Source organism: Klebsiella sp. 2-CIP_Kleb., assembly GCF_050378715.1.
Lineage (GTDB): Bacteria > Pseudomonadota > Gammaproteobacteria > Enterobacterales > Enterobacteriaceae > Klebsiella > Klebsiella quasipneumoniae.
Genome location: NZ_JBNRLG010000001.1, coordinates 537,005 through 560,029, shown reverse-complemented (window position 1 = coordinate 560,029; position 23,025 = coordinate 537,005). Strand labels below are relative to the sequence as shown.

The window sequence follows — 23,025 nt, the reverse complement described above, 5'->3', positions numbered from 1 at the left end:
AGGCGCTCAGAACTGGCGTCTGGCCACCAGCCAGGCGCCCACTACCAGCATCACCGCGCCGCATAATGGCCCGATCAGCGCCCGCAGCGGTACGCCGTGGGCGCGAATTAAATCCATGATCAACCCGCCGACCAGCTGGCTGGCCACCAGTACCGCAATGGTAGTGGCCGCGCCGACGTTTTGATAGCCGCTGATGCTGGCAAAAACGAAAAAGGACCCCAGCAGGCCAGGGATCAGCGTCCACCACTTCACGCTCAGGGCCAGCTCCTGAAAGCCAGCGGCGCCCTGGCGCAGGAGCAACAGGGTCACGAAAATAACGATACCCACCAGCGAATTGAGCAGCATGGCGATGAGGATCGTCGACGCTGACTGGGTGATGCGCACCATCAGGGTGTTCTGTAGTACCAGGCCTACGCCGGCGGCCACCAGACAGGCGAGGGTGAGCGACGCATTCATGCCTTACCGTCCGGTTCCTGGCGCGCATCCAGCTGCAGCTGCATAAAGGTGAGATCCAGCCAGCGGCCAAATTTGGTTCCCACCTGCGGCATCTGCCCGGTGGTGATAAAGCCCAGCGTTTCATGCAGGTGCAGCGAGGCGTGGTTCTGCGACTCGATCCCGGCGACCATCACATGTTTATTCAGCCGCCGCGCTTCGGCGATCAGCGCAACCAGCAGTTTGCGGCCCAGGCCTTTCCCCTGATGGTCGGGGTGAACGTACACCGAATGCTCCACGGTGTGGCGAAAGCCGTCAAACGCGCGCCAGTCGCCAAAAGAGGAATAGCCGGTGATGACGCCGTTTTCCTCGCTCACCAGCACCGGAAAGCCGGCCAGCTGGCGGGCTTCAAACCACGCGATGCGGTTGTCGGTATCCACGGTTTTATCATTCCAGATAGCGGCGGTATGCACGACGGCGTGGTTATAGATCTCGGCGATCGCCGCGCAATCGTCTTTAATGGCAGGGCGGATGGACATAGCAAACCTCAGTTCTCGTACACTATAGTAGTACGTTATTATTACAATAATGAACGTCACGCTGTCATCCATTTTCAGCGAAATATTGCTGATGGGCCAGGGGGGGCGCGGCCCAACGGGCGATTGTGTAATGCGGGCGCGCGCACTATAGTGTTACGTTATGAATACTATAGAAGACAACCTCAATCAGCGCATCAGCGCGCGCATCCGCATCGAGCGCGAATCCCGCGGCTGGTCGCTGAACGACCTCGCCGAACGGGCCGGCGCCTCGCGGGCGATGATCCATAAGATCGAGCGCGGTGAAAGCAGTCCGACGGCCTCAATGCTGGGCCGCCTTTCCGGCGCCTTCGGGATCAGTATGTCGACGCTGATCGCCCGGGCGGAAATGCAGGAGGGCAAGCTGCTGCGTTTTGCCAGCCAGCCGGTATGGCACGACCCGCAAAGCCACTATCTCCGTCGCCACGTCTCGCCGCGCAGCGATCTGCCCATTGATATGGTGCAGATCGAGCTGCCGCCCGGCAGCGATGTGCCGATGCCGGCCTCGTCCTACGCGCTGGCCCGCCAGCTGATCTGGCTGCAGCAGGGCGAACTGGTGTTCATGGAAGGGAATACCCGCCACGAGATGCAGACAGGGGACTGTCTGGAGCTCGGCCCGCCGAACGACTGCCGCTTTATCAATGAGTCCGCAGAGACCTGCGTCTATCTGGTGGTGCGCCTTAATCAATCGCCATCCGGCTCTTAATGTTAAAGCGCATTGCGCATAAAGCAGCTAGCCTCAGTACAGTCTGCTAACAAGAGGAGTTTGCTATGACAGAACAACCGCAACGCCATCGCCGCTGGGTACTGGCTTCCCGTCCCCATGATGAACCGACGGCAGAGCATTTCCGCCTGGAAGAGAGCGAGGTACCGACGCCAGGGCCGGGTCAGGTTCTGCTGCGTACCGTTTATTTATCGCTGGATCCCTATATGCGCGGGCGGATGAGCGACGCGCCGTCCTATTCACCGCCGGTGGCCATTGGCGCGGTGATGGTGGGCGGGACCGTGAGTCGCGTCGTGACCTCGCAGCATGATGATTTTCAACCAGGCGACTGGGTGCTTGGCTACAGCGGCTGGCAGGATTATGAGCTTTCCGACGGCAGCGGACTGGTGAAGCTGGGGGACAACCCGCAGCACCCGTCCTGGTCGCTGGGGGTTCTGGGGATGCCGGGCTTCACCGCCTACATGGGGTTGCTGGACATTGGCCAGCCGAAGGCGGGTGACACGCTCGTGGTCGCTGCGGCCACCGGGCCGGTGGGCGCCACGGTCGGACAGATCGGCAACATTAAGGGCTGCCGTACCGTCGGCATCGCCGGCGGCGCGGAGAAGTGTCGCTATGCGGTTGACACCTTAGGCTTTGATGTCTGCCTTGACCATCGCGCAGCGGACTTTGCCGAACAGCTGGCCCAGGCCTGCCCGCAGGGCATTGACGTCTACTACGAAAACGTCGGCGGCAAGGTGTTTGACGCGGTGCTGCCGCTGCTGAATACCGCGGCCCGGGTTCCGGTCTGCGGGCTGGTGAGCGGCTATAACGCCACCGGTCTGCCGGATGGGCCGGATCGTCTGCCGTTGCTGATGGCGACCATCCTCAAGAAACGCATCCGGATGCAGGGCTTTATTATCGGCCAGGATTACGGGCATCGGATCGCGGAATTCCAGCAGCAGATGGGGCGCTGGGTGCAGGAGGGGAAAATTAAATATCGCGAACAGCTGATTGACGGTCTGGAGCAGGCGCCGCAGGCGCTGATCGGCCTGTTGAAAGGCGAAAACTTTGGTAAGGTGGTGATCCGCGTGTCGGCGGACGACTAATACGCCGGGTTTAGCCTGAATGCGCCTCTCTCCCGGCCGGGAAGAGAGGCGCTGCATGAATATCAGGCGTAAAAGGCTAACCGCTGGGCGAGCAGATCGACAAAGGCTTCGCGGTCCACATCCAGCAGCAGGGTGGTATTGGGCAGATTGCCGGTCAGATGGTAGTAATCGACCACCGTCATCCCCTGGGTATATTTTCCTTCCGTTTCCACGCCGACCCAGCGCTCGATAGTGGTAAAGAGCTCCGGCTTGAGGAGCCAGGCGATGGTGCAGGGGTCGTGGAGCGGCGCGCCGTCGAAGCCCCACTTTTCGTCCTTGTGGTAGGCCATAAAGAAGTCGAGCAATTCGGCGACGATGGTTGATACCGGATTGCCAATCTTGCGGAATCGCTCAATATCCGCAGGAAGGATCTGCGCCCGGTGGGTGACATCCAGGCCCGCCATTACCACCGGGATCCCCGACTGAAAGACCATCTCCGCAGCCTGCGGATCAACGTAGATATTAAACTCCGCCGCCGGCTGCCAGTTGCCCAGCCCCATGGCGCCCCCCATGATCACGATGCGGGCGATCTTCACGTGCAGCTCCGGATGGCTGGCGAGCAGCAACGCCACGTTAGTCTGCGGCCCGGTGGCCACCAGTGTCACTGGCTCCCGGCTTTCCCGCAGCACCCTGGCCATCAGCTCGACGGCGGTGCAGTTCTGCGGGGCAAAGGCCGGCTCCGGCAGGTTCGGGCCATCCAGTCCGCTTTCCCCGTGCACGTTATCGGCGATGATCAGGTCGCGCATCAATGGCTTCCACGCGCCGCCGGCGACCGGAATATCCGCTCGGTTCAGCAGGGTCAGCATACGCAGCACGTTGCGCAGGGTCTTCTCCGGCGTCTGGTTGCCTGCGGAGGCGGTGACGGCTTTCACCTCCAGCTCCGGCGAGGCGAGGGCGAGGACCAGGGCGATCGCGTCATCATGTCCCGGATCGCAATCAATCATTATCGGCAGTGCCATAGCAGCTCCTTGTTGGCGTTGTTCTGTGACCAGACTAACGCTGCGGCGCGAGGCAGACGAGAAAGTGTGCAGAATAGTGTGATGGCTAGCACGGTTGCAGGGGCAATCGCGCGGTTAGTCGCGGCGGTCCTGCGTCATCAGGCCTCGCCTTGCGATGGCGCAAGCTAGCGTCCGGCGCGGCGCGATAGAATAAAAATCGCTAATCCTTACGGATATTAATGGTTTGCTTTTCGGCGAGCGGATTCTTATCCTTAAGAAAACTCAAGAGGTTATGACGATGAAAGATGTAGTAGATAAATGCAGCACCAAAGGCTGCGCCATTGATGTCGGGACGATCATTGATAACGAGGACTGCGTCTACCGGGCTGAGAAATTATTCCCGAGCCGCGAGGAAGCGGAGTCAACCGTAGCCGCCGTTCGCGAGCGTGCCGCCGCGGCGGCGCCCGCCAGTGAACCGCCGCAGGTTGACTACACCCTCGCCGCCGCCGGCGACGAGGTGAAGCTCGATCTGTCCATCGCCTTCTCCTGCCAGGCGGAAAAGATCATTTTCGAATTGTCCCTGAGAAACCTGCTTTAATCAGCGTCCTGGGCGCCAGCGCCTGAGAATAACGCCTTCGCCCGCGAATCCGCGGGCGAAGGCGAGCATTATTCGAAGCGCCAGGCGAGGTTTAGCCCGATACCGTAGTTGCGTCCGGGCGCGGGCTCGTAGTAGCGTCCGTTGGACTCGTTAACGATGACGGACCCGACGTACTCGCGGTCGAACAGGTTGTCGACCCGGCCGAACAGATCCATATCCATCCTGCCATAGCTCCACTTATAGCCGGTCGTCAGGCCGACCACCGTCCAGGACGGGGCTTTGGCGGTGTTTTCGTCATTCGCCATGATGTCGCTCATGTAGCGAATATCGCTTCCGGCGTACCAGCCCTGCTCCGGCTGATAGCCGAAGGAGGCGTAGCCCATATTGCGCGCGATCCCCGGAATACGGTTACCGTTGCAGCTGGCGTCGCCGCAGACGTTGGTGCGATAGGTCGCGTCCAGCCAGGTCCAGGCCGCCTTCAGGCGCCAGCTCTCGCCAAACTGCTGATCCAGTCCCAGCTCCATGCCCTGACGACGGGTCTTGCCGGCGTTTTTATAGCTGGTGCGCCCGCCGCTGCTGCTGTCGACCACGATCTCATTATCGGTATCAGTCTGGAACAGGGCGGCGGTGAGCAGCCCATTGCCGATCCGCGTCTTGCTGCCGATCTCCACCGTGTCGTTGGTGGAGGGCTTCAGGCCGAAATTAAGGCCGCTCTGGTTATCGGAGCGGTATGACAGTTCGTTGATGGTCGGCGTCTCGAAGCCGCGGCCGGCGGAGAGGTAGACGTTCCACGCGTCGGTCAGGGCATACTTCAGCGAGCCTGCGGGCAGCCATTTGTGATAGCTGGCATCGCCGCTGTCATCGCCATTGCCCGGCGTGATGTAGTAGTCATTCGAATCGAACCATACCGAGCTGTAGCGCACCCCGGCATCGAGCGAAAGTTTGTCGGTGAGCTGCCACTGGGTCTGCAGGTAAGGGTCGACGTTCCACATCAGGTTGCGTTCGTTACGACGCAGCGCGCCCTGTTCGCCATACTGCGGCGCGCCGTTGACCATCACAAAGTTTTCATAGCCTTTGCGGCGCTCGCTCATGTTCTCGTAGTCAAGACCGGCGGTCAGGGTGACCGGCACCAGCAGCTCCCCGCGATGGGTCAGCCGGGTATCGATCCCCTGGTAGTGGCGGGTGAGGTCAATCACCCCGCCGGCGTGGCTCGGCTTCAGCTGTGGCGCGCGCGGGATCGACTGGAACTGGGTGGTTTCGCGTTCCCCGGCGTACATCATGACGCTGAGATCGTCCTGGGCGCTCAGCTGGCGCTCATAGCGCAGACCTGCCTGGGTCTGCCGGGTATTTTTGCGGGTATTATACTGGTCGCCGCGCGGCGACTGGCGCGGGTTATCGCGCCATTCATCGGCGGTTAATCCGCCGGCGTCATTGGCTTTGATATCGACACTATTCAGCAGCAGAGTCAGCTTACTGACGTCGTTGATACGCACCCCCAGCCGGGCGTTGGCCAGATTTTTGCGCGCGCCGCTGTGATCGCGATAGCCGTGGGTGGTGAAGCGGTTAGTCGACACCGTGTAATCCACATCGCCCGCGTGGCTGCCGTCGCCAACGGCGCCGGTGGCTTTCATTCCATAGTGCCAGGTGCCAAAGCTGCCATAGTAGCTGCTGGCTTCCACGGTGGGCGGCTGGGTGCCGGTCTGGCTGGTGACGTTGATCACCCCGCCGGACGAGTTACCGTAGAGGGCAGAGAAGGGGCCGCGCAGCACCTCAATGGTGTCGACGCTGCCGATATCGATATTGGACGTCTGCCCCTGGCCGTCGGGCATGGTCGCCGGAATGCCGTCCACATAGATGCGCAGCCCGCGCACGCCGTAGGTGGAGCGGGAGCCAAAGCCGCGAATCGACAGCTGCAGATCCTGGGCATAGTTTTGCCGGTTCTGCACCTGCAGGCCCGGCACGGCGCCTAGCGATTCAGAAAGGTTGACGCGCGGCGCGGCCTGGCGCATCTCATCCCCATTGACCACGCTGACGGCGGCGGGGGTATCCAGTTCAGAAACGGTGGTTGGCGCAGCGGTCACCACCATGGTTTGTTCATCGGCGGCCTGGGCGGCGGCGATGAGCGGCAGCAGCAGGGCCGGCAAGGCCGCATGTCGCACGGATAGGATTTTCATCGATAGTACTCGGGAGACGAACCAAATGGAACATATGTATATATGTTACCCCGTTTGTAAAATATTTGAAAATTATTAACTGCCGTTGGTTAACGGATAGTGCTCAAGGCTGACGAATTTACCGAACAACAACAATTAGCGCTCCACTTTAATAAGAATAATGATTACTATTCTCATTCAAAACAAGGTAGAGCCATGACTTTGCCGCCGGAAGCGATGTCGGGTCAGCACATACAGGTTTATCAAAGGGAGTCGTCATGTCATTACGTCAGTTTGCCGCGCCGCGTCTGCGCCATTCACTGTTATTCACTTCTCTGCTGCTGGCAGGCAGCTTTAGCGCCCACGCCGCGGAAGAGATGCTGCGCAAGGCCGTCGGAAAAGGGGCCTACGAAATGGCCTACAGCCAGCAGGAGAACGCGCTATGGGTTGCCACTTCGCAGAGTCGTTCGCTGGACAAGGGCGGGATTGTGTATCGTCTTGACCCCACCACCCTCGACGTGACGCAGATTATTCACAACGATCTGAAGCCGTTCGGCGCCGCTATCAACCATGCCACCGGTACGCTGTGGTTTGGCAATACCGTTGACAGCACCATCACCGCCATTGACGCCAAAACCGGCGCCGTGAAGGGGCGACTGGTGCTGGACGAGCGTCAGCGCAGTGAAACCGTGCGCCCGCTGCAGCCGCGCGAGCTGGCGGTCAATGAGCAAACCAACACCGTCTACATTACCGGTCTGGGCAAAGAGAGCGTGATTTGGGTGGTGGACGGCGCTACCCTGAAGCTGAAAACGACCATTACCGGCACCGGGGCGATGGCCACCGGCCTGGCGATCGACCCGCAGGATAAGCGTCTCTATACCACCAACGCCGACGGCGAACTGCTGACCATCGACAGCGAGAACAACACCATTGTGTCGCGCAAAAAATTGCTGGATGACGGCAAGGCGCATTTCTACCTTAACCTGAGCCTCGATACCGCCGGCCACCGCGCCTTTATTACCGACAGCAAGCAGCCGGAAGTGCTGGTGGTCGATACCCGCGACGGTAAGGTGCTGGAGAAAATCGCCGCGCCGGAATCGCTGGAGGTGCTGTTCAACCCCACCCGCAACGAAGCCTATGTGACGCATCGTAAAGCGGGGGAGGTGAGCGTTATCGACGGCAAGAGTTATAAGGTGGTGAAGACCTTTAAAACGCCGACCCATCCCAACAGCCTGGCGCTCTCTGATGACGGCAAAACGCTGTACGTCAGCGTGAAACAAGCTTCCAGCCGTGAGAAAGAGGCCACCGCCCCGGACGATGTGATCCGCATCGCGCTGTAAGGTCCCCGGGCGCGACGACCACTGCCACCGGTGGTCGCGCCCGGCATCTCACCCTCTGTTACAAACGCGTATTGGCCTGATAAACCAGATGGTTATACACTTACCCCTTTCCCGCCTCGCGCGGGCAGTGGTAATCAGTGGAGATAAAATGAAAAAGCCATTTATGGTGATTTGCGCCGGCGCGATGCTGGCCTTGCTGGCAGGCTGTTCGTCCAACTACGTTATGACCACCAAAAGCGGTCAGACGATCGTGACTCACGGCAAGCCGCAGCTGGATAAAGAAACGGGGATGACCAGCTATATCGATGAGTCTGGTAATAAGCGAGAAATTAACAGCAGCGACGTGTCGCAGTTGGTTGAGGATAACTAAGTCCTGACCTCCCGGTTTGCCCGCGATGGACAAACCGGGAGTCTTGCCATTTACTGCTTGAGCGTCGGCGCTGTGCTGTGAATCGCATGCACGCGCTTACGCACGCCAAACCAGCCCGCCACCAACAGCACCGCCAGCAACGGGATGGAGCCAATGGTATAGGTGCCGTTCGGATAATCGAAGGCCATCAGCACCAGCACGCTAAACAGGAACAGCAGCGTCAGCCACGAGGTGAACGGCGCCCCCGGCATTCTGAAGCTCACCTGAGCCGCTTTCCCTTCCTTAATCGCTTTGCGCAGACGCATCTGACACACCACGATAAAGCCCCAGGAAGCAATGATCCCCAGCGAAGCGACGTTGAGGACGATCTCAAACACCTGCGACGGCACCAGATAGTTGAGGAACACCCCGACCACGTACACCGCCAGCGTCGCCAGGATCCCGGCGTAAGGGACGTGGTGACGGCTCATCTTCGACATGAACTTCGGCGCGGAGCCCCCCATCGACATGGAGCGCAGAATACGTCCGGTGCTGTAGAGGCCGGAGTTAAGGCTGGAGAGGGCGGCGGTTAATACCACGATGTTCATCACGCTGCCGATGTACGGCACGCCCAGTTTTGAGAAGAAGGTAACAAACGGGCTCTGTCCCGCCTGGTAGGCGTTCCACGGCAGCAGCAGCACCAGCAGCACCACCGACCCGACGTAGAACAGGCCGATACGCCAGATCACGCTGTTGATGGCCTTCGGCACCATCGTCTCCGGATCTTTACACTCACCGGCCGCGGTGCCCACCAGCTCAATGGAGGCGAAGGCGAAGACCACGCCCTGCACCAGCACCAGCGCCGGCAGGAGGCCGTGCGGGAAGAAGCCGCCGTTATCGGTGATCAGGTGGAAGCCTGTGGCATTACCGTCCAGCGGCTTACCGGAGCCGAGGAAAATGGTACCGACCACGAGAAACGCGACGATCGCCAGTACTTTGACCAGTGCGAACCAGAACTCCATCTCGGCGAACCACTTCACGCCGATCATGTTCATGGTGCCAACGATGGCTAGCGCGCCAAGGGCGAAGACCCACTGCGGCACATCGCCAAAGGCGCCCCAATAGTGCATATACAGCGCCACGGCGGTGATATCGACGATCCCGGTCATTGCCCAGTTAACGAAGTACATCCAGCCGGCCACGTAGGCGGCTTTTTCGCCGAGGAATTCCCTGGCATAAGAGACGAAGCTGCCGCTCGAGGGGCGGTGGAGAACCAGTTCGCCGAGCGCGCGAAGAATAAAGAAAGAGAAGATGCCGCAGACCAGATAGACCAGTGCGAGCGCTGGCCCTGCCATTTGTAAACGTGCCCCGGCGCCGAGGAACAAACCAGTACCGATGGCGCCGCCGATGGCGATCATCTGTACCTGACGGTTGCCCATCGCTTTGTGATAACCCGCTTCATGTGAGTTGAGCCAGTGGCGTTTTGCAGCATGGTGCTCCGCTGCAGTGTCGTGTTTCGTATTCATTGATGTATCAGTTTCCTGTCAATGCCCATGTTTGCAGCCGGCGTGGAGGACGGCTGGCACATTATGCTGGCTTTCTCATCATTCTGACGTAGGAGATAAGCTCAGACATGGCGCTGAATCCTACACGTAACCTAATAGTTACGCACCTAAAACATTTACCGATAGCATTTGACAGATTTATCAATGAGATCAGCGTCGCAGAGTTTCCCGCAACAGAATGAAAGCGCTGGTATGCTGGCGTCGACTGGGGTAAGCGCGAGGTTGTCAGAGGACGGCGGGGGGGCAGTTCGCTGCTTTTGCATCCGTTATCCACGGGCGATGGCCACCTGCTCGCCGGGTCGCAGCCCGGCGTTTAACCGGTCATCCACGACCATTTTTTAGCCATTATCATCAGTGGTTTTGATGTTAATATCCGGTTATTCCAGCATAAATGGCTTCCGCGTCGGTCACGGCGCCGCGCAGGCGGAGGAAGCGTGATGCCTGCAGGGGAGCAGAATGAACAGAGCGGTTAAGCCTTAGTGTTTAATTCATTCTGCCGGGGCAGGTATTGTAAGATGTAAAACCATACCCATAGCGCCAGGCGACCCCACACAATGACCCCCTTACACTTTCATAAATATCACGGACTGGGTAATGATTACCTGGTATGCCATCGCGCCGTTGCCGACCAGCTGAGCAACGAGCATATTCGAATTCTGTGCCATCGCCACTATGGCGTTGGTTCCGATGGTCTGCTGATCGACAGCGGCGATCAAACCCATCCCACGCTGCGTATAATCAATCCGGACGGCTCCGAGGCGGAGAAAAGCGGTAATGGGCTACGGATCTATGCGCGCTATCTGTTTGATAGCGGTCGCGTCGGCCATGAGCCTTTTTTAGTGCACACGGCGGGCGGAGATGTCTATTGCACCGTGGAGAGTGATTTTCATCAGATTAGCGTGGATATGGGGCGGGCGAATTTCAATCCGGCGGCGTTACCCGCCTTAGTGAATTTGCCCGAGGCGGTGAATTATCCGTTGACGCTGGCGGATGAAACCCTGTCCGTCGTGCTGGTCTCCATGGGCAATCCCCACTGCGTTGTCCTCGTGGATAAGCTCGACCTGGAACAGGTTCATCGTTTAGGACCGCAAATTGAACATCATGCCTTATTCCCCAAACGCTGCAATGTGCAGTTCGTGGAAATTGTCGATCGCCATACCCTGAAGATTGGTATCTGGGAGCGGGGCGCCGGGTTTACGATGGCCTCCGGGAGCAGCAGCTGCGCGGCGGCCAGCGCCATGCGCCGGTTAGGGAAGGTGGACGATCGGGTGGATGTCAACATGCCTGGTGGTCAGCTGCACATCACCTTCGACGCAGATTTTCAGGTCCGTATGCGTGGCCCGGTGCATAAAATCGCCAGCCTGACGCTGGATAAAGACTGCTTTGTTGGCGGCAGCGCCATCTTCACTGGCGCTGCATAACAGATGGGGCGGTCAGCCTGAAATTAACTCTCCTGAGGATCAGCCGACGGCCCGTTTGCCGAACAAACGATGGTGGCATGATCCCACCAGGCATTGTGCTTAACGTTGGTGGCAAGGACGCTAAACTGCGCCTGCTGTATCTCATTCAGTAAAGCCGGGAGGGGTTTAAGCGTACGCCAGGGCTGCCACTCTTTCAGGAGATGATGCTTGACAGGATCGTAAGTGGCGAGGTCTTCAGCATAACGAGGAAGCCCGCACATCGAGCCGATCACCAGCCGGCCAGCGGGATGAAGTAATCTTCTCGCCCCGTCAGAGCCTGGCTCCGCTCTCTGGTGCCTTGCCTGCGAGTAGCGCATAATGGCAACCTTTCCAATTCGTTACGGGCAGGAAAGCCGGTATGTTGAAGAAATTGTGTTTATTAACCCTTATCTCTGCCTTGGGCGCGGGCTGCGCACCGTTACAGCCCTCCGGCTGTCATAAAACGACCGCGACGGGAAGCTGTGGCTCTGGCCGCTGGGACGATCGGGATGAGTGGGGCGCCCAGGCGCGGGCCATCAGGGCCGCGATACTAGCCCAGATGGATACCCCCGAGCGCTGGCAGGGTAAGAAATGCAGGTTGCATTTAGCCTTTGCGCAGGATGGCACGGTTTTACATGTCTCGACCAGCAACGGTAACAAAGCCTATTGTGACGAGTTAGCCGCTGCTGCCAGGAAGGCCACGTTCCCGCCTTTTAACAACCCCGATGTCTTCCGGGATTTTCAGCAGTCCGGCTTTGATATCCAGGGTTAAATTGACTGTCTGGTCGGCTTTTGCCGGCTGGAAAAGCCTGGCGACACCGCGTGTGCGTGGCTGACCGTGGTTGCCGGGGAATCTCACCACTTTTTTCATTGCGCTTGCTGTCGTCAGCGGCTGTTACACATTGCCTTTTCTCATCCGGGCAAAGGCGGCGAACAACGGGAATGGCTACCAGGGAGAAACAGAGATGAACATCAACGTGGTCGGCACCAGCGGCTCAGGCAAATCCACTCTGGCCCGGCGCCTGGCGCACCGGCTGGGACTACCCTGGATCGAGCTCGATCGCCTGTACTGGCGGCCGAACTGGCAGGGCACGCCGGATGAGGCGTTTTTCGCCGCCATTGCCGCCGCTACGGCCTCGCCGGGCTGGGTGCTGGATGGCAATTACAATCGCAGCCGCGGGGTCAAATGGCGCGAGGTGGATCTGGTGATCTGGCTGGATTATGGCCTCTGGCGCACGCTGCGCCAGGCGGTGTGGCGGGCCGCGAGCCGGGCGTGGCGACAACAGGAGCTATGGCCGGGCACCGGCAACCGCGAGAGTTTCCGCCGTTCGTTCTGCAGCCGGGAATCCATCATCCTCTGGACGCTGAAGACCTGGCGGCAGAATCGTCGACGCTATCTGGCCGATATGCAGGATCCGCAATATCGGCATATTCGCTTCGTCCGGCTGCGCAGTCCGCGGCAGGCCGAGGCGCTGCTCCGCGAGCTGGAAGCGCAGCGGTCAGGCGGGCATATCTAATTTTCAGCAGTACACATGTGAATTAATTGTTTCTCAATAGTTAGCAGAGATTTTAATAATGCAGGCACGTACTTTCATATGAGCCTGCGAAATGTCTTATCGAATCAGTATCCTGGATAAAAGTCCGCTTGCCGCCGGGGAAACCGCCGCGCAGGCGCTGGCGCGCACATTAACGCTGGCGCAACACGCCGAAGCCTGGGGCTATCACCGCTTCTGGGTCGCCGAACACCACAATACCGATCAGCTGGCGAGCCCCTCTCCGGAGCTGGTTATCGCCTGGCTGCTGGGCCACACCCGGCGCATTCGTCTTGGGTCCGGCGGCGTCATGCTCCAGCACTACAGCCCCTATAAAGTCGCGGAAAACTTTAACCTGCTGGCCGCCCTCGCGCCGGGTCGCATCGATCTCGGGGTGGGCAAGGCGCCTGGCGGCCTGCCGCTCTCCACCCGCGCCCTGCAGCAGGGCCTGCATCAGGAGGAGAAAGGGACCTTTGCCGATCAGCTGGCGCAGCTGGATAACTGGCTGTCACTGACTGAGCCAGGGGGAGAGGAGAGCCTGCGCGCCACGCCGATCCCGCCGCGCCGGGCCGACGGATTTCTGCTCGGCGCCAGCCTGGAGAGTGCGGAACTGGCCGCCCGTCTTGACTGGAACTTCGTGTTTGCGGCCCATCTCAATGGCGACAGCGCGCTGCGCCGCACGGTGATCAACCGCTGGCGCGAGCTCAGCCCGCGTGAGGCGATCGTCGCCGTGCAGGTGGTGGTGGCTGACGATCCGGCCACCGCCGCTGCGCTGGCGCAGCAGGTCGAGGTGTGGGGCGTCGAGCTGGAGAACGGCCAGCGGGTGACCGTCGGCAGTGAGGCTCAGGCCGTCGCCTTTGCCCGCCAGGCTGGCAGCCGGCCGACACGCATCCACCGCCGCGAATCTTCACTGATCTCCGGTACTCCCGAACAGGTTAAAGCCCGGCTTGACGCGCTGCAGGCGGAAGATCGGCTGGATGAATTAATCATTGATACCCCCATTAGCGACGGGCCAGCGCGCCTGCACTCCCTGCGCCTGCTGGCGCAGGCTCACTACGGCAAGGAGGTGCTGAATGTCCTTTGAACAACAACTGATTAGCTGGCGGCGCGAGCTGCACCAGAACCCGGAGCTCTCCCTACAGGAAGTAGCCACCACCGCGCGGATCCGCGACTGGCTGCAGAGCGGCGGGCTGACTCTGCTGCCCTTCGATCTGAAAACCGGGCTGGTCGCCGAAGTCGGCAGCGGCGACAAGGTGATTGCCCTGCGGGCGGACATCGACGCGTTGCCCATCGAGGAGGCGACCGGTCTGCCTTACCGCTCGCAAAATGAAGGGGTGATGCATGCCTGCGGCCATGATATTCACACCAGCGTGATGCTGGGGGCGGCGCTGCTGCTGAAGGAGCGGGAAGCGGAACTCCCGGGGCGGGTACGGATCCTGTTTCAGCCGGCGGAGGAAAATTTTGGCGGCGCGAAAACCCTGATCCGCGCCGGGGCGCTGGAGGACGTGTCGGCGATCTTTGGTATGCACAATGAGCCCGGCCTGCCGGTGGGCGAATTTGCCACCCGCGGCGGCGCGTTCTACGCCAACGTCGACCGCTTCGTCTTCAAAGTGACCGGGAAGGGGGCGCATGCCGCCCGCCCACATGAAGGAAAGGATGCGATCCTGCTGGCCAGCCAGCTGGTGACGGTGCTGCAGAGCGTGGCCAGCCGGGAAGTGAACACCCTCGACTCAGTGGTGCTCAGCGTGACGCGGGTCCAGGGAGGCAATACCTGGAACGTGCTGCCGGAGAGCGTCGAACTGGAGGGGACGCTGCGCACCCACAGCAGTGAAGTGCAGCAGCGGGTCAAGGCCCGGGTCAGCGAGATCGCGGCCGGTTTCGCCAGCGCCTTTGGCGCACAGATTGACGTCTTCTGGTACGCCGGCCCGACGGCGCTGGTCAATGACGCCCGCTGGGCCGACTTCGCCAGCGACGTGGCGGCCCAGGCCGGGTACCGCACCCATCACGCCGATCTGCATCTCGGTGGCGAAGATTTTGCGGTCTATCTTCAGCATATTCCCGGGGCGTTCGTCAGCATCGGCAGCGCCAGCGAATATGGTCTGCACCATCCGGCATTTAATCCGGATGAACGGCTGATTGCGCCCGCGGCGCATTATTTCGCCCGGCTCGCGGAAGAAGCGTTACAACACATTTAACGGATGGCAGGGGAAGGGGTAGCTATGTCTGAAAATCGACAATTGCGTCTGGGAACCATATTACATGGTGCATCGGGAAATATGTCCGCATGGCGTCATCCGGCGGCCCAGGCCGACGCCAGTATTAATTTTGATTTTGTTACAGAGACGGCGTTAAAAGCGGAAGCGGGTAAGCTGGATTTTATTTTTGTCGCCGACGGTTTATATATTAATGAAAAATCGATTCCCCATTTTTTAAATCGCTTCGAGCCCTTAACGGTGCTTTCCGCGCTGGCCGCGGTTACCCGGCGGCTGGGGCTGGTGGGGACCTTATCCACTTCGTACAGCGAGCCGTTTACCTCCGCCCGACAGTTCGCCAGCCTTGACCATTTAAGCCAGGGGCGGGCGGGCTGGAACGTGGTCACTTCGCCGCTGGAAGGGTCGGCGAAAAACTTCTCCCGGGCCCAGCATCCGGATCATGCGCTGCGCTATCGCATTGCCGATGAATATCTGCAGGTGGTGAAAGGCTTATGGGATTCATGGGAAGAGGACGCCTTTGTGCGCAATAAGGAGACTGGCCAGTTCTTTGATAAAAATAAACTGCATACGCTCGATCACCATGGCGATTTCTTTAAAGTGGCCGGGCCGCTAAATATTGCCCGCACGCCACAGGGACGGCCGATTATTTTCCAGGCTGGCGCGTCGGACGACGGCAAGAAATTAGCCGCACGCCACGCCGATGCCATTTTTACCCATCAGGAATCGCTGGCCGAGGCGCAGGCATTTTATCAGGATGTCAAAAGCCAACTCAGCGCATATCAGCGCACCCCGGACCAACTGCATATCTTCCAGGGCGTCAGCGTCATCGTCGGGGATGACGCCGAGGATGCGGAACGTCAGTACCAGACTACCGCGGCGCTGGTTTCCATCGAGGATGCGCTGAACTATCTTGGGCGCTATTTCGAACACCATGATTTTTCGCAGTACCCGCTTGATGAACCGTTCCCGGATATTGGCGACCTGGGACAAAACAGCTTCCGCAGCACCACCGACGAGATTAAACGTCACGCCCGCGAGCGGGGATTAACCCTGCGCCAGGTGGCCCTGGAGGCCGCGAGCCCACGTCCGCGCTTTACCGGCACCGCCAGCGATGTCGCCGATGGCCTGCAGCTGTGGTTCGAACAGCGCGCGGCGGACGGTTTCATCATTCAGGGCGGCACGCCGGAAACCTTCCCGCGCTTTGTTGACGAGGTGGTGCCTCTGTTACAGGCGCGCGGTCTGTTCCGTCGCGACTATCCGGGCACCACCCTGCGGGAAAGTCTGGGCCTGGCGCTACCCGCTAATCAATTCCAAAAATAAGAAAAGAGAATCACGCTATGCAGAAAACAACACTCTTGCTGGCCGTCGCGTTGGCATTTAGCGCCTCGTCGTGGGCACAGGACGTCAAGATCAATGGCACCGGGGTAAGCCTGGAGGCCAACAAAACGCCGATTCACACAGCGAAAAACCCGCAGGCCATTGCCCTGTTGCCGAAAGATCTGCATCTGGCGGTGCCGGGGAAATTCACCGTCGCGGTGGCGGCCCTGAACTCACCGCCGCTGACGGTCTTCGCCGATGACAACAAAACCCTGCTCGGCAGCGAGGCGGATATCGCCCGGCTGGTGGCGGAGAGTCTCGGGCTGGAGGTGAACGTAGTTCCCACTTCCTGGGAAGACTGGCCGCTGGGAGTCACCTCCGGCAAATATGATGCCGCGATCAGCAATATTACCGTCACCAAAGAGCGAAAAGAGAAGTTCGATTTCGCCACCTACCGCAAAGATTCGCTGGGCTTCTACGTCAAAAGCACCAGTCCGCTGAACAAAATTGACAAGGCGGAGGACATCGCCGGGCTGAAGATTATCGTCGGCTCCGGTACTAACCAGGAGGCGATCCTGCTGGCGTGGAACGCGGAGAACGTCAAGAAGGGGCTGAAGCCGTTTACCCCGGTTTACACCAAGGATGATGCCGCCCAGACGCTGGCGCTGCAGACCGGGCGAGCCGACGCCTTTTTCGGCCCTAACGTAATTGGCGCATGGAAGGCGGCGCTGACCGGCAAAACCAAACTGGTGGGCAGCGTCGACGGCGGCTGGCCGAAAGCGGCGCATATCGCGGTAACGCTGAAAAAAGACAGCGGGCTGGTGAATGCCGTCCAGGCGGCGCTGAACGGCGCTATCGCCAGCGGGGACTACGCCAAAGTGCTTAACCGCTGGGGAGAAGGGGTGGAAAGCATACCGCAATCGGAAATCAACCCGCCCGGGCTGGGCGACTGACAGGAGGCGCGATGAGCGAAGCATTCCGCGATATTTCTCCGGACGCCCCGGAGCTGCAGCCGATTATTAGCGGGCTGTTTGCTGAATACGCCGCCCGCTACGGCGACTATTTTTCCCGCGATGCGGAAGTGGAGTTGAGCGAGTGGTATTTGCCGCCGCAGGGGCTGTTTATCGTCCTTGAGAGTGAGGGCGAAATTATCGCCACCGGCGCTTATAAACCTAAGGATCGCCACACCGCAGAGATCAAACGTATCTGGACGCACCGCCGTCTGCGCCAGCAGGGGCTGGCGGCGAAAGTAGTTCAGGAGCTGGAGCGGCGGGCGGTGCTGGCCGGGTACAGCCATATCTACCTGACCACCGGCTTCCGCCAGCCGGAGGCGGTAAAGCTCTATCTCAGCCAGGGGTATGAGGCGCAGTTTGACCTCGCGCGAGACCCGGAAGAGTACAGTCAGCCGCCTTACGATGGCCGGCTGCGGTTCACTAAAGCGCTGGCGGTGAGCGCCTTTAGCCACAGCGCCTGAGGAGGCATTATGCATACATCTGAAACGATAAAAGTGGTGCCGGCGCGCTATCCGCTGCGGGTGGTGGGAGCCCTGGTGGCCCTGCTGGTGCTGGCGGTAGTGATCCAGTCGGTGGCCTTCAACCCGCGCTGGGAGTGGGGCGTCTTCGCCCGCTGGTTCTTTGACCCGGTGATCCTCGAAGGGCTGGGACAAACCCTGCTTCTGACCCTGCTCGGCACGGTGCTGAGCGTGATCTTCGGCGGCCTGCTGGCGCTGGCCCGCTTGTCCTCATCCTGGCTGCTCAGCAGCCTTGCCTGGGGCTATATCTGGCTGTTTCGCTCGCTGCCGCTGATTGTAGTGCTGATCATTCTCTACAACTTCTCCTATCTTTACGACACCCTGTCGCTGGGGATCCCGTTTACCGGCGTCACCTGGGCCAGCTACCAGACGATAAACGTGCTGGGGCAATTCTCCACGGCGGTGGTGGGCCTCACCTTGGTGCAGAGCGCCTATACCGCGGAGATTATTCGCGGCGGCTTCCTCGGCGTTGACCATGGGCAGTATGAGGCCGCTGCCGCGCTGGGGCTGCCCGCCTGGCGACGCACGCTGCGCATTATTTTGCCGCAGGCGCTGCGCACCATTCTGCCATCCGGCTTCAATGAGATCATCAGTCTGGCGAAAGGAACGGCGATGGTGTATGTCCTGGCGATGCCGGAGCTGTTCTACACCATCCAGATGATCTACAACCGTACCCAGGAGGTGATCCCGCTGTTGATGGTCGGCGCCGCCTGGTATCTGGCGATCACCAGCGTTCTCTCCGCCATTCAGTACCTGGTGGAACGTGGCCTGGCGCGCAGCGAGCGCCGCTCGGCGGTGAACAGCGCCCGCAGCAGCCGTCTGAATCAACCCGCACGTCAACCACAGCCCCAGGAGGCCGTCCATGCCCAGCTCTCGTAATGGCCATATCTCTATCACCGGCGTCAGCAAATACTATGGCCGCCACAAAGCGCTGGACGATGTGTCCTTGGAGATACCTCCGGGCACGGTGACGGTGATCCTCGGCCCTTCCGGTTCGGGCAAGTCCACGCTGCTGCGCACCATTAATCACCTCGAGCGCGTTGATGAAGGGTTTATTCAGATTGATGGCGACTATATCGGCTATCGCCGCAAAGGCGACAAGCTGTATGAGATGAAAGAGAAGGAGATCCTCCGCCAGCGGATCAACGTCGGCTACGTGTTTCAGAACTTTAACCTGTTTCCGCACCTGACGGTGCTGGAGAACCTGATAGAGGCGCCGATCGCCCACAAGCAGGCCACGCGCAAAGAGGCCATTGCCCGTGCCTGGGAGCTGCTGGACGTGGTTGGACTGCGCAATAAAGCAGATGCCTGGTCGCGGCATCTCTCCGGCGGCCAGCAGCAGCGTATCGCTATTGCCCGGGCGCTGGCGCTGGACCCGCGGGTGATCCTGTTTGATGAGCCCACCTCGGCGCTGGATCCGGAGCTGGTGGGCGAGGTGCTGGATGTGATCAAAAAGCTGGCGCGCTCCGGCACCACCCTGGTGGTGGTGACCCACGAGGTAGGCTTTGCCCGCGAGGTGGCCGACCAGGTGGTGTTTATGGTCGACGGCAGGATCGTCGAGCAGGGCAGCAGCGACGAGGTGCTCAACCATCCGCAGCATCCGCGTACCCGGCAGTTTTTATCCAGGGTGCTGCCGTCATGAACAGAGCGATAGCGACCCTTGTATTCAGCGCCCTGGCGCTGGACGCTCACGCGGCGCTGGATCTGCGCGCCAATGAGCAGCCATTGCCGGTCACCCGCGACCCGCAGGCGATCGCGAAAATTCCACCGGGCTATCGCTTCGTGGAACCGGGGACGCTGACGGTGGCGATCTCGGCGCTCAATTCTCCGCCGCTGGCGCTGCTGGCCAGCGACAACCGCACGCGGATCGGCAGCGACCCGGATATAGCCCGCCTGCTGGCCGGGAGCCTTGGCCTGAAGCTCAGGCTGGTGCCCACCGCTTGGGAGGACTGGCCGCTGGGCATCGCCGCCGGCCGCTACGATGTGGCGCTGATCAATATCGCGGTAACCGAGAAGCGCAAAGAGAAGTTCGATTTCGCCACCTACCGGGTGGACTCCCTGGCCTTCTCGGTGAAATCCACCAGCGACATCGCCGCGGTAAACGGACCCGCAGACCTCGCCGGGCGCAAAGTGATCGTCGGGTCTGGCACCAACCAGGAGCGGATCCTGCTGGGCTGGAATGAGGACAACCGGGCCGCCGGGCGGCCGCCGGCCCAGCCGGTCTACCTGACCGATGATGCCTCCGGCAACCTCTATATCCAGTCCGGGCGGGCGGATATCTTTTTCGGCCCGCAGTCGGTGGCCGCCTATAAAGCGGCCCTTAATGGCCAGACCCGGGTGGTAGGCCTGGGGCCGAAAAAAGCGTGGGTGGCGACAACCACCAAAAAAGGCAACGGCCTGGTCTTTGCCCTGCAGGCAGCCCTCGACGGGGCGATTGCCCGCGGTGAATATCAGCAGGTGCTGGCGCGCTGGGGAGAGCAGGGCGAGGCGGTGGCGCAGTCGGTGGTCAACCCGCCGGGGATCACCTACTAACCACCCGGGCCATGGTGTGCCGGTTGGGTGAGCGGTAATTTTCTGCCTACACTTAGGCTTTATCCTGGAGGCAGACCATGATTACCGTTTATGGCGTGCCGGGATGGGGCTCGACGATTAGCGAGCTGATGCTCTCCCTGGCCGATATTCCCTACGAGGTGGTTGACGTTGAGGGCTTTGACCAGCCCGGCCCGGCGCGCGAGCGCCTGCGGCAGATTAACCCGCTGTGTCAGGTGCCCACCCTGAGGCTGGCCGACGGCAACATCATGACCGAAACCGCCGCCATCGCGCTGATGATCCTCGACCAGCGTCCCGACCTGGCCCCCGCGCCGGGGACGCCGCAGCGTCAGCAGTTTCAGCGCCTGCTGGTCTGGCTGGTGGCTAATGTCTATCCTACCTTTACCTATGCCGACTATCCGGAACGCTGGGCGCCCGCCGCGGCGGAGCAGCTGGTGGAGAATTGTCGCCAGTACCGGAACAATCTCTATCTCTGGTTCGAACAGCAACTGGCCGCCGGGCCGTGGGCGCTGGGCGCGTCGATTACCCTCCTGGACTGCTATATCGCGGCGATGTACAGCTGGGGGCCGCGGCAGGCGTGGTTTGACGACCACGCGCCAAAATTCGCCGCCGTCGCCCGGGCGGTCTACCAGCGACCGGAGCTGGCCGCGACGCTGCGCCGTAACAAGCTGATTTAACGCACGCGATGCCAACCATAACGGCCATTGTGTGGTAGCGTTATGGCTCTGACCACAAGGAGTCTTTGCTATGCCGCATGTAGATATTAAATGTTTTCCCCGTGAACTGACTGAGGAACAAAAAACCGCACTGGCCGCCGACATTACCGAGGTGCTGATCCGTCATCTGAACAGCAAAGAGAGCGCGGTCAGCGTCGCGCTCACCCAGGTTGAGCCGGACGCGTGGCAGGCGGTGTGGGATAGTGAGATCGCCCCGCAGATGGCGCAGTTGATTAAGAAGCCGGGTTATAGCATGTAATTGCCACTGGCGGGCATGATGCCCGCCAGTGACGCTCGGTCAGAACCAAATCTCCGTCTGCACGCCGAAGTTCCATGTCCCGCCAGCGGTAAAGCCTTTGCTGCCGAAATCATCGTTGATCGCATAACGATCCAGGTCTTTATCCCAGTTCATCCAGGTGGCAAAGAAGCGGATTTCCGGCCGCGCCTTGATGTCCAGCACATCACCCACTTTAAAGGTGGGGGCGAAGGTCAGCTTGTAGAAATCACCGCGCACCGCCTGATACTGATAAACGTTGTCATTATAGCGATAGCTGCGCCCGTTCGGATTGAGATCCATATACTGCCACGAGGCCTCATACAGCAGGGCGAAGTGAGCGGAGATCCCTTGCGATACCCGCATGTTAAACGTCGCCCAGTCGTAGCGGTCGCCGTCGCGATAGCGGTCTTCGCTGTGCTGGGCGATCACCGACGGCGCCAGCTGCCAGTTTTTCCCCAGCGGCAGGATCCCGTACGACGCAAAGCGCAGGGAGGCCGCGTTCTCGGTCAGGTCGCCATCGCTCCCCGGCTGACGCGCTTCGGCGCCCAGCCCGACGCCGTACTGCAGGGCGCTTTCCGACACCCCCGGCGCCAGGCCGTAGAACTGCTGTTTGTCGTGGAGGGCCAGCATCGCGTAGTAGCCGTTTTTGGCGGTGTTATCGCTGCGCAGGGCATAGCTCCCGGTGGTCGAGGTATTATCTTTCAGGTCATCGTTGCCCTGGGCGGTCATCACCGTGGTCATCAGCTGCCAGTTGCCGTAAAAATGGTTTGCGGTGAACAGCAGATTCTGGATGTCATTATCCGCGTAATTATCGCTGCCAAGGTCGCCGAAGTTACGCGCATACACCGAATAATCGCCGCGCAGGCCGCTTCCCCAGTCGACATCATTGATCCCGCCGCCGGTGCCACCGAGGAACATGATGTCGCTATCGGTAAAGTGGATATCGAAATTATCGCGGTCGAAACGCTTGCCCGCCCAGATGGACGCGCTCCTGAACGGCCCGGAAAAATCGGCGAAATTGCCCATCTCGACGTACAGCTGACGTACGTTCAGGTGGTGGCTGTCGTTATCCTGTACCCAGGGATCCGGGTTGGTTGCCCCGTCGGCAAGCATGGTTTTAAAGTGCGCCCATGACCCGTCGCTGAAGGTCATTTTTTTGCCGAAGCTGAGCTCCACGTAGTTATCTTTCTCGTTGCCGAGACGGCCAACGTGGGCATCGCCGTTGAGCGAACTGGCCGGGGAGATTCCCGGCCCGCCGCGCGCGCCTTTACCATGACTGTCAACCAGCATCCCGGAGCGCGCGTAGGCGTTGAACTCGAAGCCATCGCTGAGGCTGCTTTTCGCCAGCTGTTTGTCGGCAGCCTGCTGCTTTTGCTCGGTCGCTGCGGTGCGCTGACTGAGCGCCTGCACCTGCTTTTCCGCTGCCGCCGCGCGTTGTTCCGCGGCGCTGGTGCGCAGCTCCGCCTGCTGCGCCCGACGTTTGGCCTCTCCGGCCTCCTGCTCCGCATGATTAAGCCGGGCCTCCAACAGAGCCAGCCGTTGCTCGACAGTGAGTGGGGCCGCACTCGCGCCGTAAGCCGAAAAAAGGGCGCAGCAAACCGCTGCGCTTATCAAAGAGATACGCATATCAATCCTTATTTTTTCAGAGGTAT

At 60.4% G+C, this 23,025-nt stretch carries 22 protein-coding genes and 2 pseudogenes; 17 read left to right on the top strand and 7 right to left on the bottom strand.

What is annotated here, in order from left to right; all coding sequences use genetic code 11:
- Positions 1 to 6: 6 nt before the first annotated feature.
- Together ACQUTP_RS02755 and ACQUTP_RS02750 are read right to left on the bottom strand one after the other, a co-directional pair.
- Positions 7 to 456, bottom strand: coding sequence for a DMT family transporter (locus tag ACQUTP_RS02755; protein WP_004202763.1), 450 nt, complete (start codon positions 454 to 456; stop codon positions 7 to 9).
- Entirely contained in the window at positions 453 to 971 is a 519-nt protein-coding gene (locus ACQUTP_RS02750; protein WP_004202758.1) for a GNAT family N-acetyltransferase, read from the bottom strand. Before ACQUTP_RS02750 ends, ACQUTP_RS02755 begins: the two co-directional genes overlap by 4 nt.
- A 160-nt stretch (positions 972 to 1,131) precedes the next feature.
- Between ACQUTP_RS02750 and ACQUTP_RS02745 the strand changes: the two genes are divergently transcribed.
- Positions 1,132 to 1,713, top strand: coding sequence for a helix-turn-helix domain-containing protein (locus tag ACQUTP_RS02745; RefSeq protein ID WP_004202756.1), 582 nt, complete (start codon positions 1,132 to 1,134; stop codon positions 1,711 to 1,713).
- Between the two features lie 65 nt (positions 1,714 to 1,778).
- Positions 1,779 to 2,816, top strand: coding sequence for an NADP-dependent oxidoreductase (locus tag ACQUTP_RS02740; protein WP_186997700.1), 1,038 nt, complete (start codon positions 1,779 to 1,781; stop codon positions 2,814 to 2,816).
- Positions 2,817 to 2,878: 62 nt separating this feature from the next.
- Here ACQUTP_RS02740 and rihA read toward each other — a convergent pair whose 3' ends face one another.
- Positions 2,879 to 3,814: a pyrimidine-specific ribonucleoside hydrolase RihA gene (gene rihA / locus ACQUTP_RS02735; protein ID WP_017900490.1), complete on the bottom strand. Its 936-nt coding sequence runs from the start codon at positions 3,812 to 3,814 to the stop codon at positions 2,879 to 2,881.
- Between the two features lie 277 nt (positions 3,815 to 4,091).
- Here rihA and ACQUTP_RS02730 point away from each other — a divergent pair, with 277 nt between their 5' ends.
- Positions 4,092 to 4,391 (top strand): DUF406 domain-containing protein, encoded by a 300-nt coding sequence (locus ACQUTP_RS02730; protein ID WP_020481014.1) that lies wholly within the window; start codon positions 4,092 to 4,094, stop codon positions 4,389 to 4,391.
- Positions 4,392 to 4,459: 68 nt separating this feature from the next.
- Here the strand turns inward: ACQUTP_RS02730 and pqqU are convergent, their stop codons facing one another.
- The gene (gene pqqU, locus ACQUTP_RS02725; protein ID WP_017900492.1) at positions 4,460 to 6,565 is read right to left on the bottom strand and encodes a TonB-dependent receptor PqqU; all 2,106 of its coding nucleotides are present in this window, start codon (positions 6,563 to 6,565) and stop codon (positions 4,460 to 4,462) included.
- 257 nt (positions 6,566 to 6,822) lie between these two features.
- On the opposite strand from pqqU, the gene ACQUTP_RS02720 reads away from it, so the two are divergent.
- Entirely contained in the window at positions 6,823 to 7,884 is a 1,062-nt protein-coding gene (locus ACQUTP_RS02720; protein ID WP_428902343.1) for a YncE family protein, read from the top strand.
- A 148-nt stretch (positions 7,885 to 8,032) separates the two neighbouring features.
- Positions 8,033 to 8,254 (top strand): YgdI/YgdR family lipoprotein, encoded by a 222-nt coding sequence (locus ACQUTP_RS02715; RefSeq protein WP_002906779.1) that lies wholly within the window; start codon positions 8,033 to 8,035, stop codon positions 8,252 to 8,254.
- 50 nt (positions 8,255 to 8,304) lie between these two features.
- Here ACQUTP_RS02715 and ansP read toward each other — a convergent pair whose 3' ends face one another.
- A complete protein-coding gene (gene ansP / locus ACQUTP_RS02710) occupies positions 8,305 to 9,759 on the bottom strand; it encodes an L-asparagine permease (protein WP_032456141.1) in 1,455 nt (484 codons plus the stop codon).
- A 593-nt stretch (positions 9,760 to 10,352) separates the two neighbouring features.
- Here ansP and dapF point away from each other — a divergent pair.
- Positions 10,353 to 11,219: a diaminopimelate epimerase gene (gene dapF / locus ACQUTP_RS02705; protein WP_017900494.1), complete on the top strand. Its 867-nt coding sequence runs from the start codon at positions 10,353 to 10,355 to the stop codon at positions 11,217 to 11,219.
- 23 nt (positions 11,220 to 11,242) lie between these two features.
- Here the strand turns inward: dapF and ACQUTP_RS02700 are convergent.
- Positions 11,243 to 11,524: pseudogene (locus ACQUTP_RS02700) on the bottom strand (class I SAM-dependent methyltransferase); the annotation flags it as partial.
- Positions 11,525 to 11,616: 92 nt separating this feature from the next.
- Between ACQUTP_RS02700 and ACQUTP_RS02695 the strand changes: the two are divergent.
- The 11 genes and pseudogenes from ACQUTP_RS02695 (at position 11,617) to pptA (ending at position 21,355) form a co-directional block, all read left to right on the top strand.
- On the top strand, positions 11,617 to 12,009 hold the full coding sequence (locus ACQUTP_RS02695) for a cell envelope integrity TolA C-terminal domain-containing protein (RefSeq protein WP_100098507.1): 393 nt from the start codon (positions 11,617 to 11,619) through the stop codon (positions 12,007 to 12,009).
- Between the two features lie 193 nt (positions 12,010 to 12,202).
- Positions 12,203 to 12,754 carry a shikimate kinase gene (locus tag ACQUTP_RS02690; protein WP_043519654.1) on the top strand — a complete coding sequence of 184 codons (552 nt, stop codon included), beginning with the start codon at positions 12,203 to 12,205 and terminating at the stop codon, positions 12,752 to 12,754.
- A gap of 91 nt (positions 12,755 to 12,845) precedes the next feature.
- Positions 12,846 to 13,853 (top strand): MsnO8 family LLM class oxidoreductase, encoded by a 1,008-nt coding sequence (locus tag ACQUTP_RS02685; RefSeq protein WP_004202735.1) that lies wholly within the window; start codon positions 12,846 to 12,848, stop codon positions 13,851 to 13,853.
- Positions 13,843 to 14,964, top strand: a complete 1,122-nt coding sequence (locus tag ACQUTP_RS02680) for a M20 peptidase aminoacylase family protein (protein WP_080846777.1) — start codon at positions 13,843 to 13,845, stop codon at positions 14,962 to 14,964. Before ACQUTP_RS02685 ends, ACQUTP_RS02680 begins: the two co-directional genes overlap by 11 nt.
- 24 nt (positions 14,965 to 14,988) lie before the next feature.
- Positions 14,989 to 17,252 (top strand): annotated as a pseudogene (locus ACQUTP_RS02675) (NtaA/DmoA family FMN-dependent monooxygenase).
- Between the two features lie 11 nt (positions 17,253 to 17,263).
- Positions 17,264 to 17,773 (top strand): GNAT family N-acetyltransferase, encoded by a 510-nt coding sequence (locus ACQUTP_RS02670; RefSeq protein ID WP_032456136.1) that lies wholly within the window; start codon positions 17,264 to 17,266, stop codon positions 17,771 to 17,773.
- Positions 17,774 to 17,782: 9 nt separating this feature from the next.
- On the top strand, positions 17,783 to 18,709 hold the full coding sequence (locus ACQUTP_RS02665) for an amino acid ABC transporter permease (protein WP_023318390.1): 927 nt from the start codon (positions 17,783 to 17,785) through the stop codon (positions 18,707 to 18,709).
- Positions 18,693 to 19,472 carry an amino acid ABC transporter ATP-binding protein gene (locus ACQUTP_RS02660; protein WP_023318389.1) on the top strand — a complete coding sequence of 260 codons (780 nt, stop codon included), beginning with the start codon at positions 18,693 to 18,695 and terminating at the stop codon, positions 19,470 to 19,472. The genes ACQUTP_RS02665 and ACQUTP_RS02660 overlap by 17 nt, the downstream gene beginning before the upstream one ends.
- Positions 19,473 to 19,510: 38 nt before the next feature.
- On the top strand, positions 19,511 to 20,362 hold the full coding sequence (locus tag ACQUTP_RS02655; protein ID WP_074440910.1) for a transporter substrate-binding domain-containing protein: 852 nt from the start codon (positions 19,511 to 19,513) through the stop codon (positions 20,360 to 20,362).
- A gap of 77 nt (positions 20,363 to 20,439) precedes the next feature.
- Positions 20,440 to 21,057 (top strand): glutathione S-transferase family protein, encoded by a 618-nt coding sequence (locus ACQUTP_RS02650; protein WP_032456135.1) that lies wholly within the window; start codon positions 20,440 to 20,442, stop codon positions 21,055 to 21,057.
- Between the two features lie 70 nt (positions 21,058 to 21,127).
- Positions 21,128 to 21,355 (top strand): tautomerase PptA, encoded by a 228-nt coding sequence (gene pptA / locus ACQUTP_RS02645; protein ID WP_032456134.1) that lies wholly within the window; start codon positions 21,128 to 21,130, stop codon positions 21,353 to 21,355.
- A 39-nt stretch (positions 21,356 to 21,394) separates the two neighbouring features.
- On the opposite strand, the gene ACQUTP_RS02640 is transcribed toward pptA, so the two are convergent.
- The gene (locus ACQUTP_RS02640; protein ID WP_135728727.1) at positions 21,395 to 22,999 is read right to left on the bottom strand and encodes a carbohydrate porin; all 1,605 of its coding nucleotides are present in this window, start codon (positions 22,997 to 22,999) and stop codon (positions 21,395 to 21,397) included.
- Positions 23,000 to 23,025 lie beyond the last annotated feature (26 nt).

Bases quoted from the DNA above. Each gene is read 5' to 3' on its own strand.
- pptA (WP_032456134.1), top strand. From the start codon at position 21,128: ATGCCGCATGTAGATATTAAATGTTTTCCCCGTGAACTGACTGAGGAA.
- rihA (WP_017900490.1), bottom strand. From the start codon at position 3,814: ATGGCACTGCCGATAATGATTGATTGCGATCCGGGACATGATGACGCG.
- ACQUTP_RS02740 (WP_186997700.1), top strand. From the start codon at position 1,779: ATGACAGAACAACCGCAACGCCATCGCCGCTGGGTACTGGCTTCCCGT.
- ACQUTP_RS02670 (WP_032456136.1), top strand. From the start codon at position 17,264: ATGAGCGAAGCATTCCGCGATATTTCTCCGGACGCCCCGGAGCTGCAG.
- ACQUTP_RS02680 (WP_080846777.1), top strand. From the start codon at position 13,843: ATGTCCTTTGAACAACAACTGATTAGCTGGCGGCGCGAGCTGCACCAG.
- ACQUTP_RS02750 (WP_004202758.1), bottom strand. From the start codon at position 971: ATGTCCATCCGCCCTGCCATTAAAGACGATTGCGCGGCGATCGCCGAG.
- ACQUTP_RS02690 (WP_043519654.1), top strand. From the start codon at position 12,203: ATGAACATCAACGTGGTCGGCACCAGCGGCTCAGGCAAATCCACTCTG.
- ansP (WP_032456141.1), bottom strand. From the start codon at position 9,759: ATGAATACGAAACACGACACTGCAGCGGAGCACCATGCTGCAAAACGC.
- ACQUTP_RS02650 (WP_032456135.1), top strand. From the start codon at position 20,440: ATGATTACCGTTTATGGCGTGCCGGGATGGGGCTCGACGATTAGCGAG.
- dapF (WP_017900494.1), top strand. From the start codon at position 10,353: ATGACCCCCTTACACTTTCATAAATATCACGGACTGGGTAATGATTAC.
- ACQUTP_RS02720 (WP_428902343.1), top strand. From the start codon at position 6,823: ATGTCATTACGTCAGTTTGCCGCGCCGCGTCTGCGCCATTCACTGTTA.
- ACQUTP_RS02715 (WP_002906779.1), top strand. From the start codon at position 8,033: ATGAAAAAGCCATTTATGGTGATTTGCGCCGGCGCGATGCTGGCCTTG.
- ACQUTP_RS02685 (WP_004202735.1), top strand. From the start codon at position 12,846: ATGTCTTATCGAATCAGTATCCTGGATAAAAGTCCGCTTGCCGCCGGG.
- ACQUTP_RS02695 (WP_100098507.1), top strand. From the start codon at position 11,617: ATGTTGAAGAAATTGTGTTTATTAACCCTTATCTCTGCCTTGGGCGCG.
- ACQUTP_RS02755 (WP_004202763.1), bottom strand. From the start codon at position 456: ATGAATGCGTCGCTCACCCTCGCCTGTCTGGTGGCCGCCGGCGTAGGC.
- ACQUTP_RS02660 (WP_023318389.1), top strand. From the start codon at position 18,693: ATGCCCAGCTCTCGTAATGGCCATATCTCTATCACCGGCGTCAGCAAA.
- ACQUTP_RS02640 (WP_135728727.1), bottom strand. From the start codon at position 22,999: ATGCGTATCTCTTTGATAAGCGCAGCGGTTTGCTGCGCCCTTTTTTCG.
- ACQUTP_RS02730 (WP_020481014.1), top strand. From the start codon at position 4,092: ATGAAAGATGTAGTAGATAAATGCAGCACCAAAGGCTGCGCCATTGAT.
- pqqU (WP_017900492.1), bottom strand. From the start codon at position 6,565: ATGAAAATCCTATCCGTGCGACATGCGGCCTTGCCGGCCCTGCTGCTG.
- ACQUTP_RS02665 (WP_023318390.1), top strand. From the start codon at position 17,783: ATGCATACATCTGAAACGATAAAAGTGGTGCCGGCGCGCTATCCGCTG.
- ACQUTP_RS02745 (WP_004202756.1), top strand. From the start codon at position 1,132: ATGAATACTATAGAAGACAACCTCAATCAGCGCATCAGCGCGCGCATC.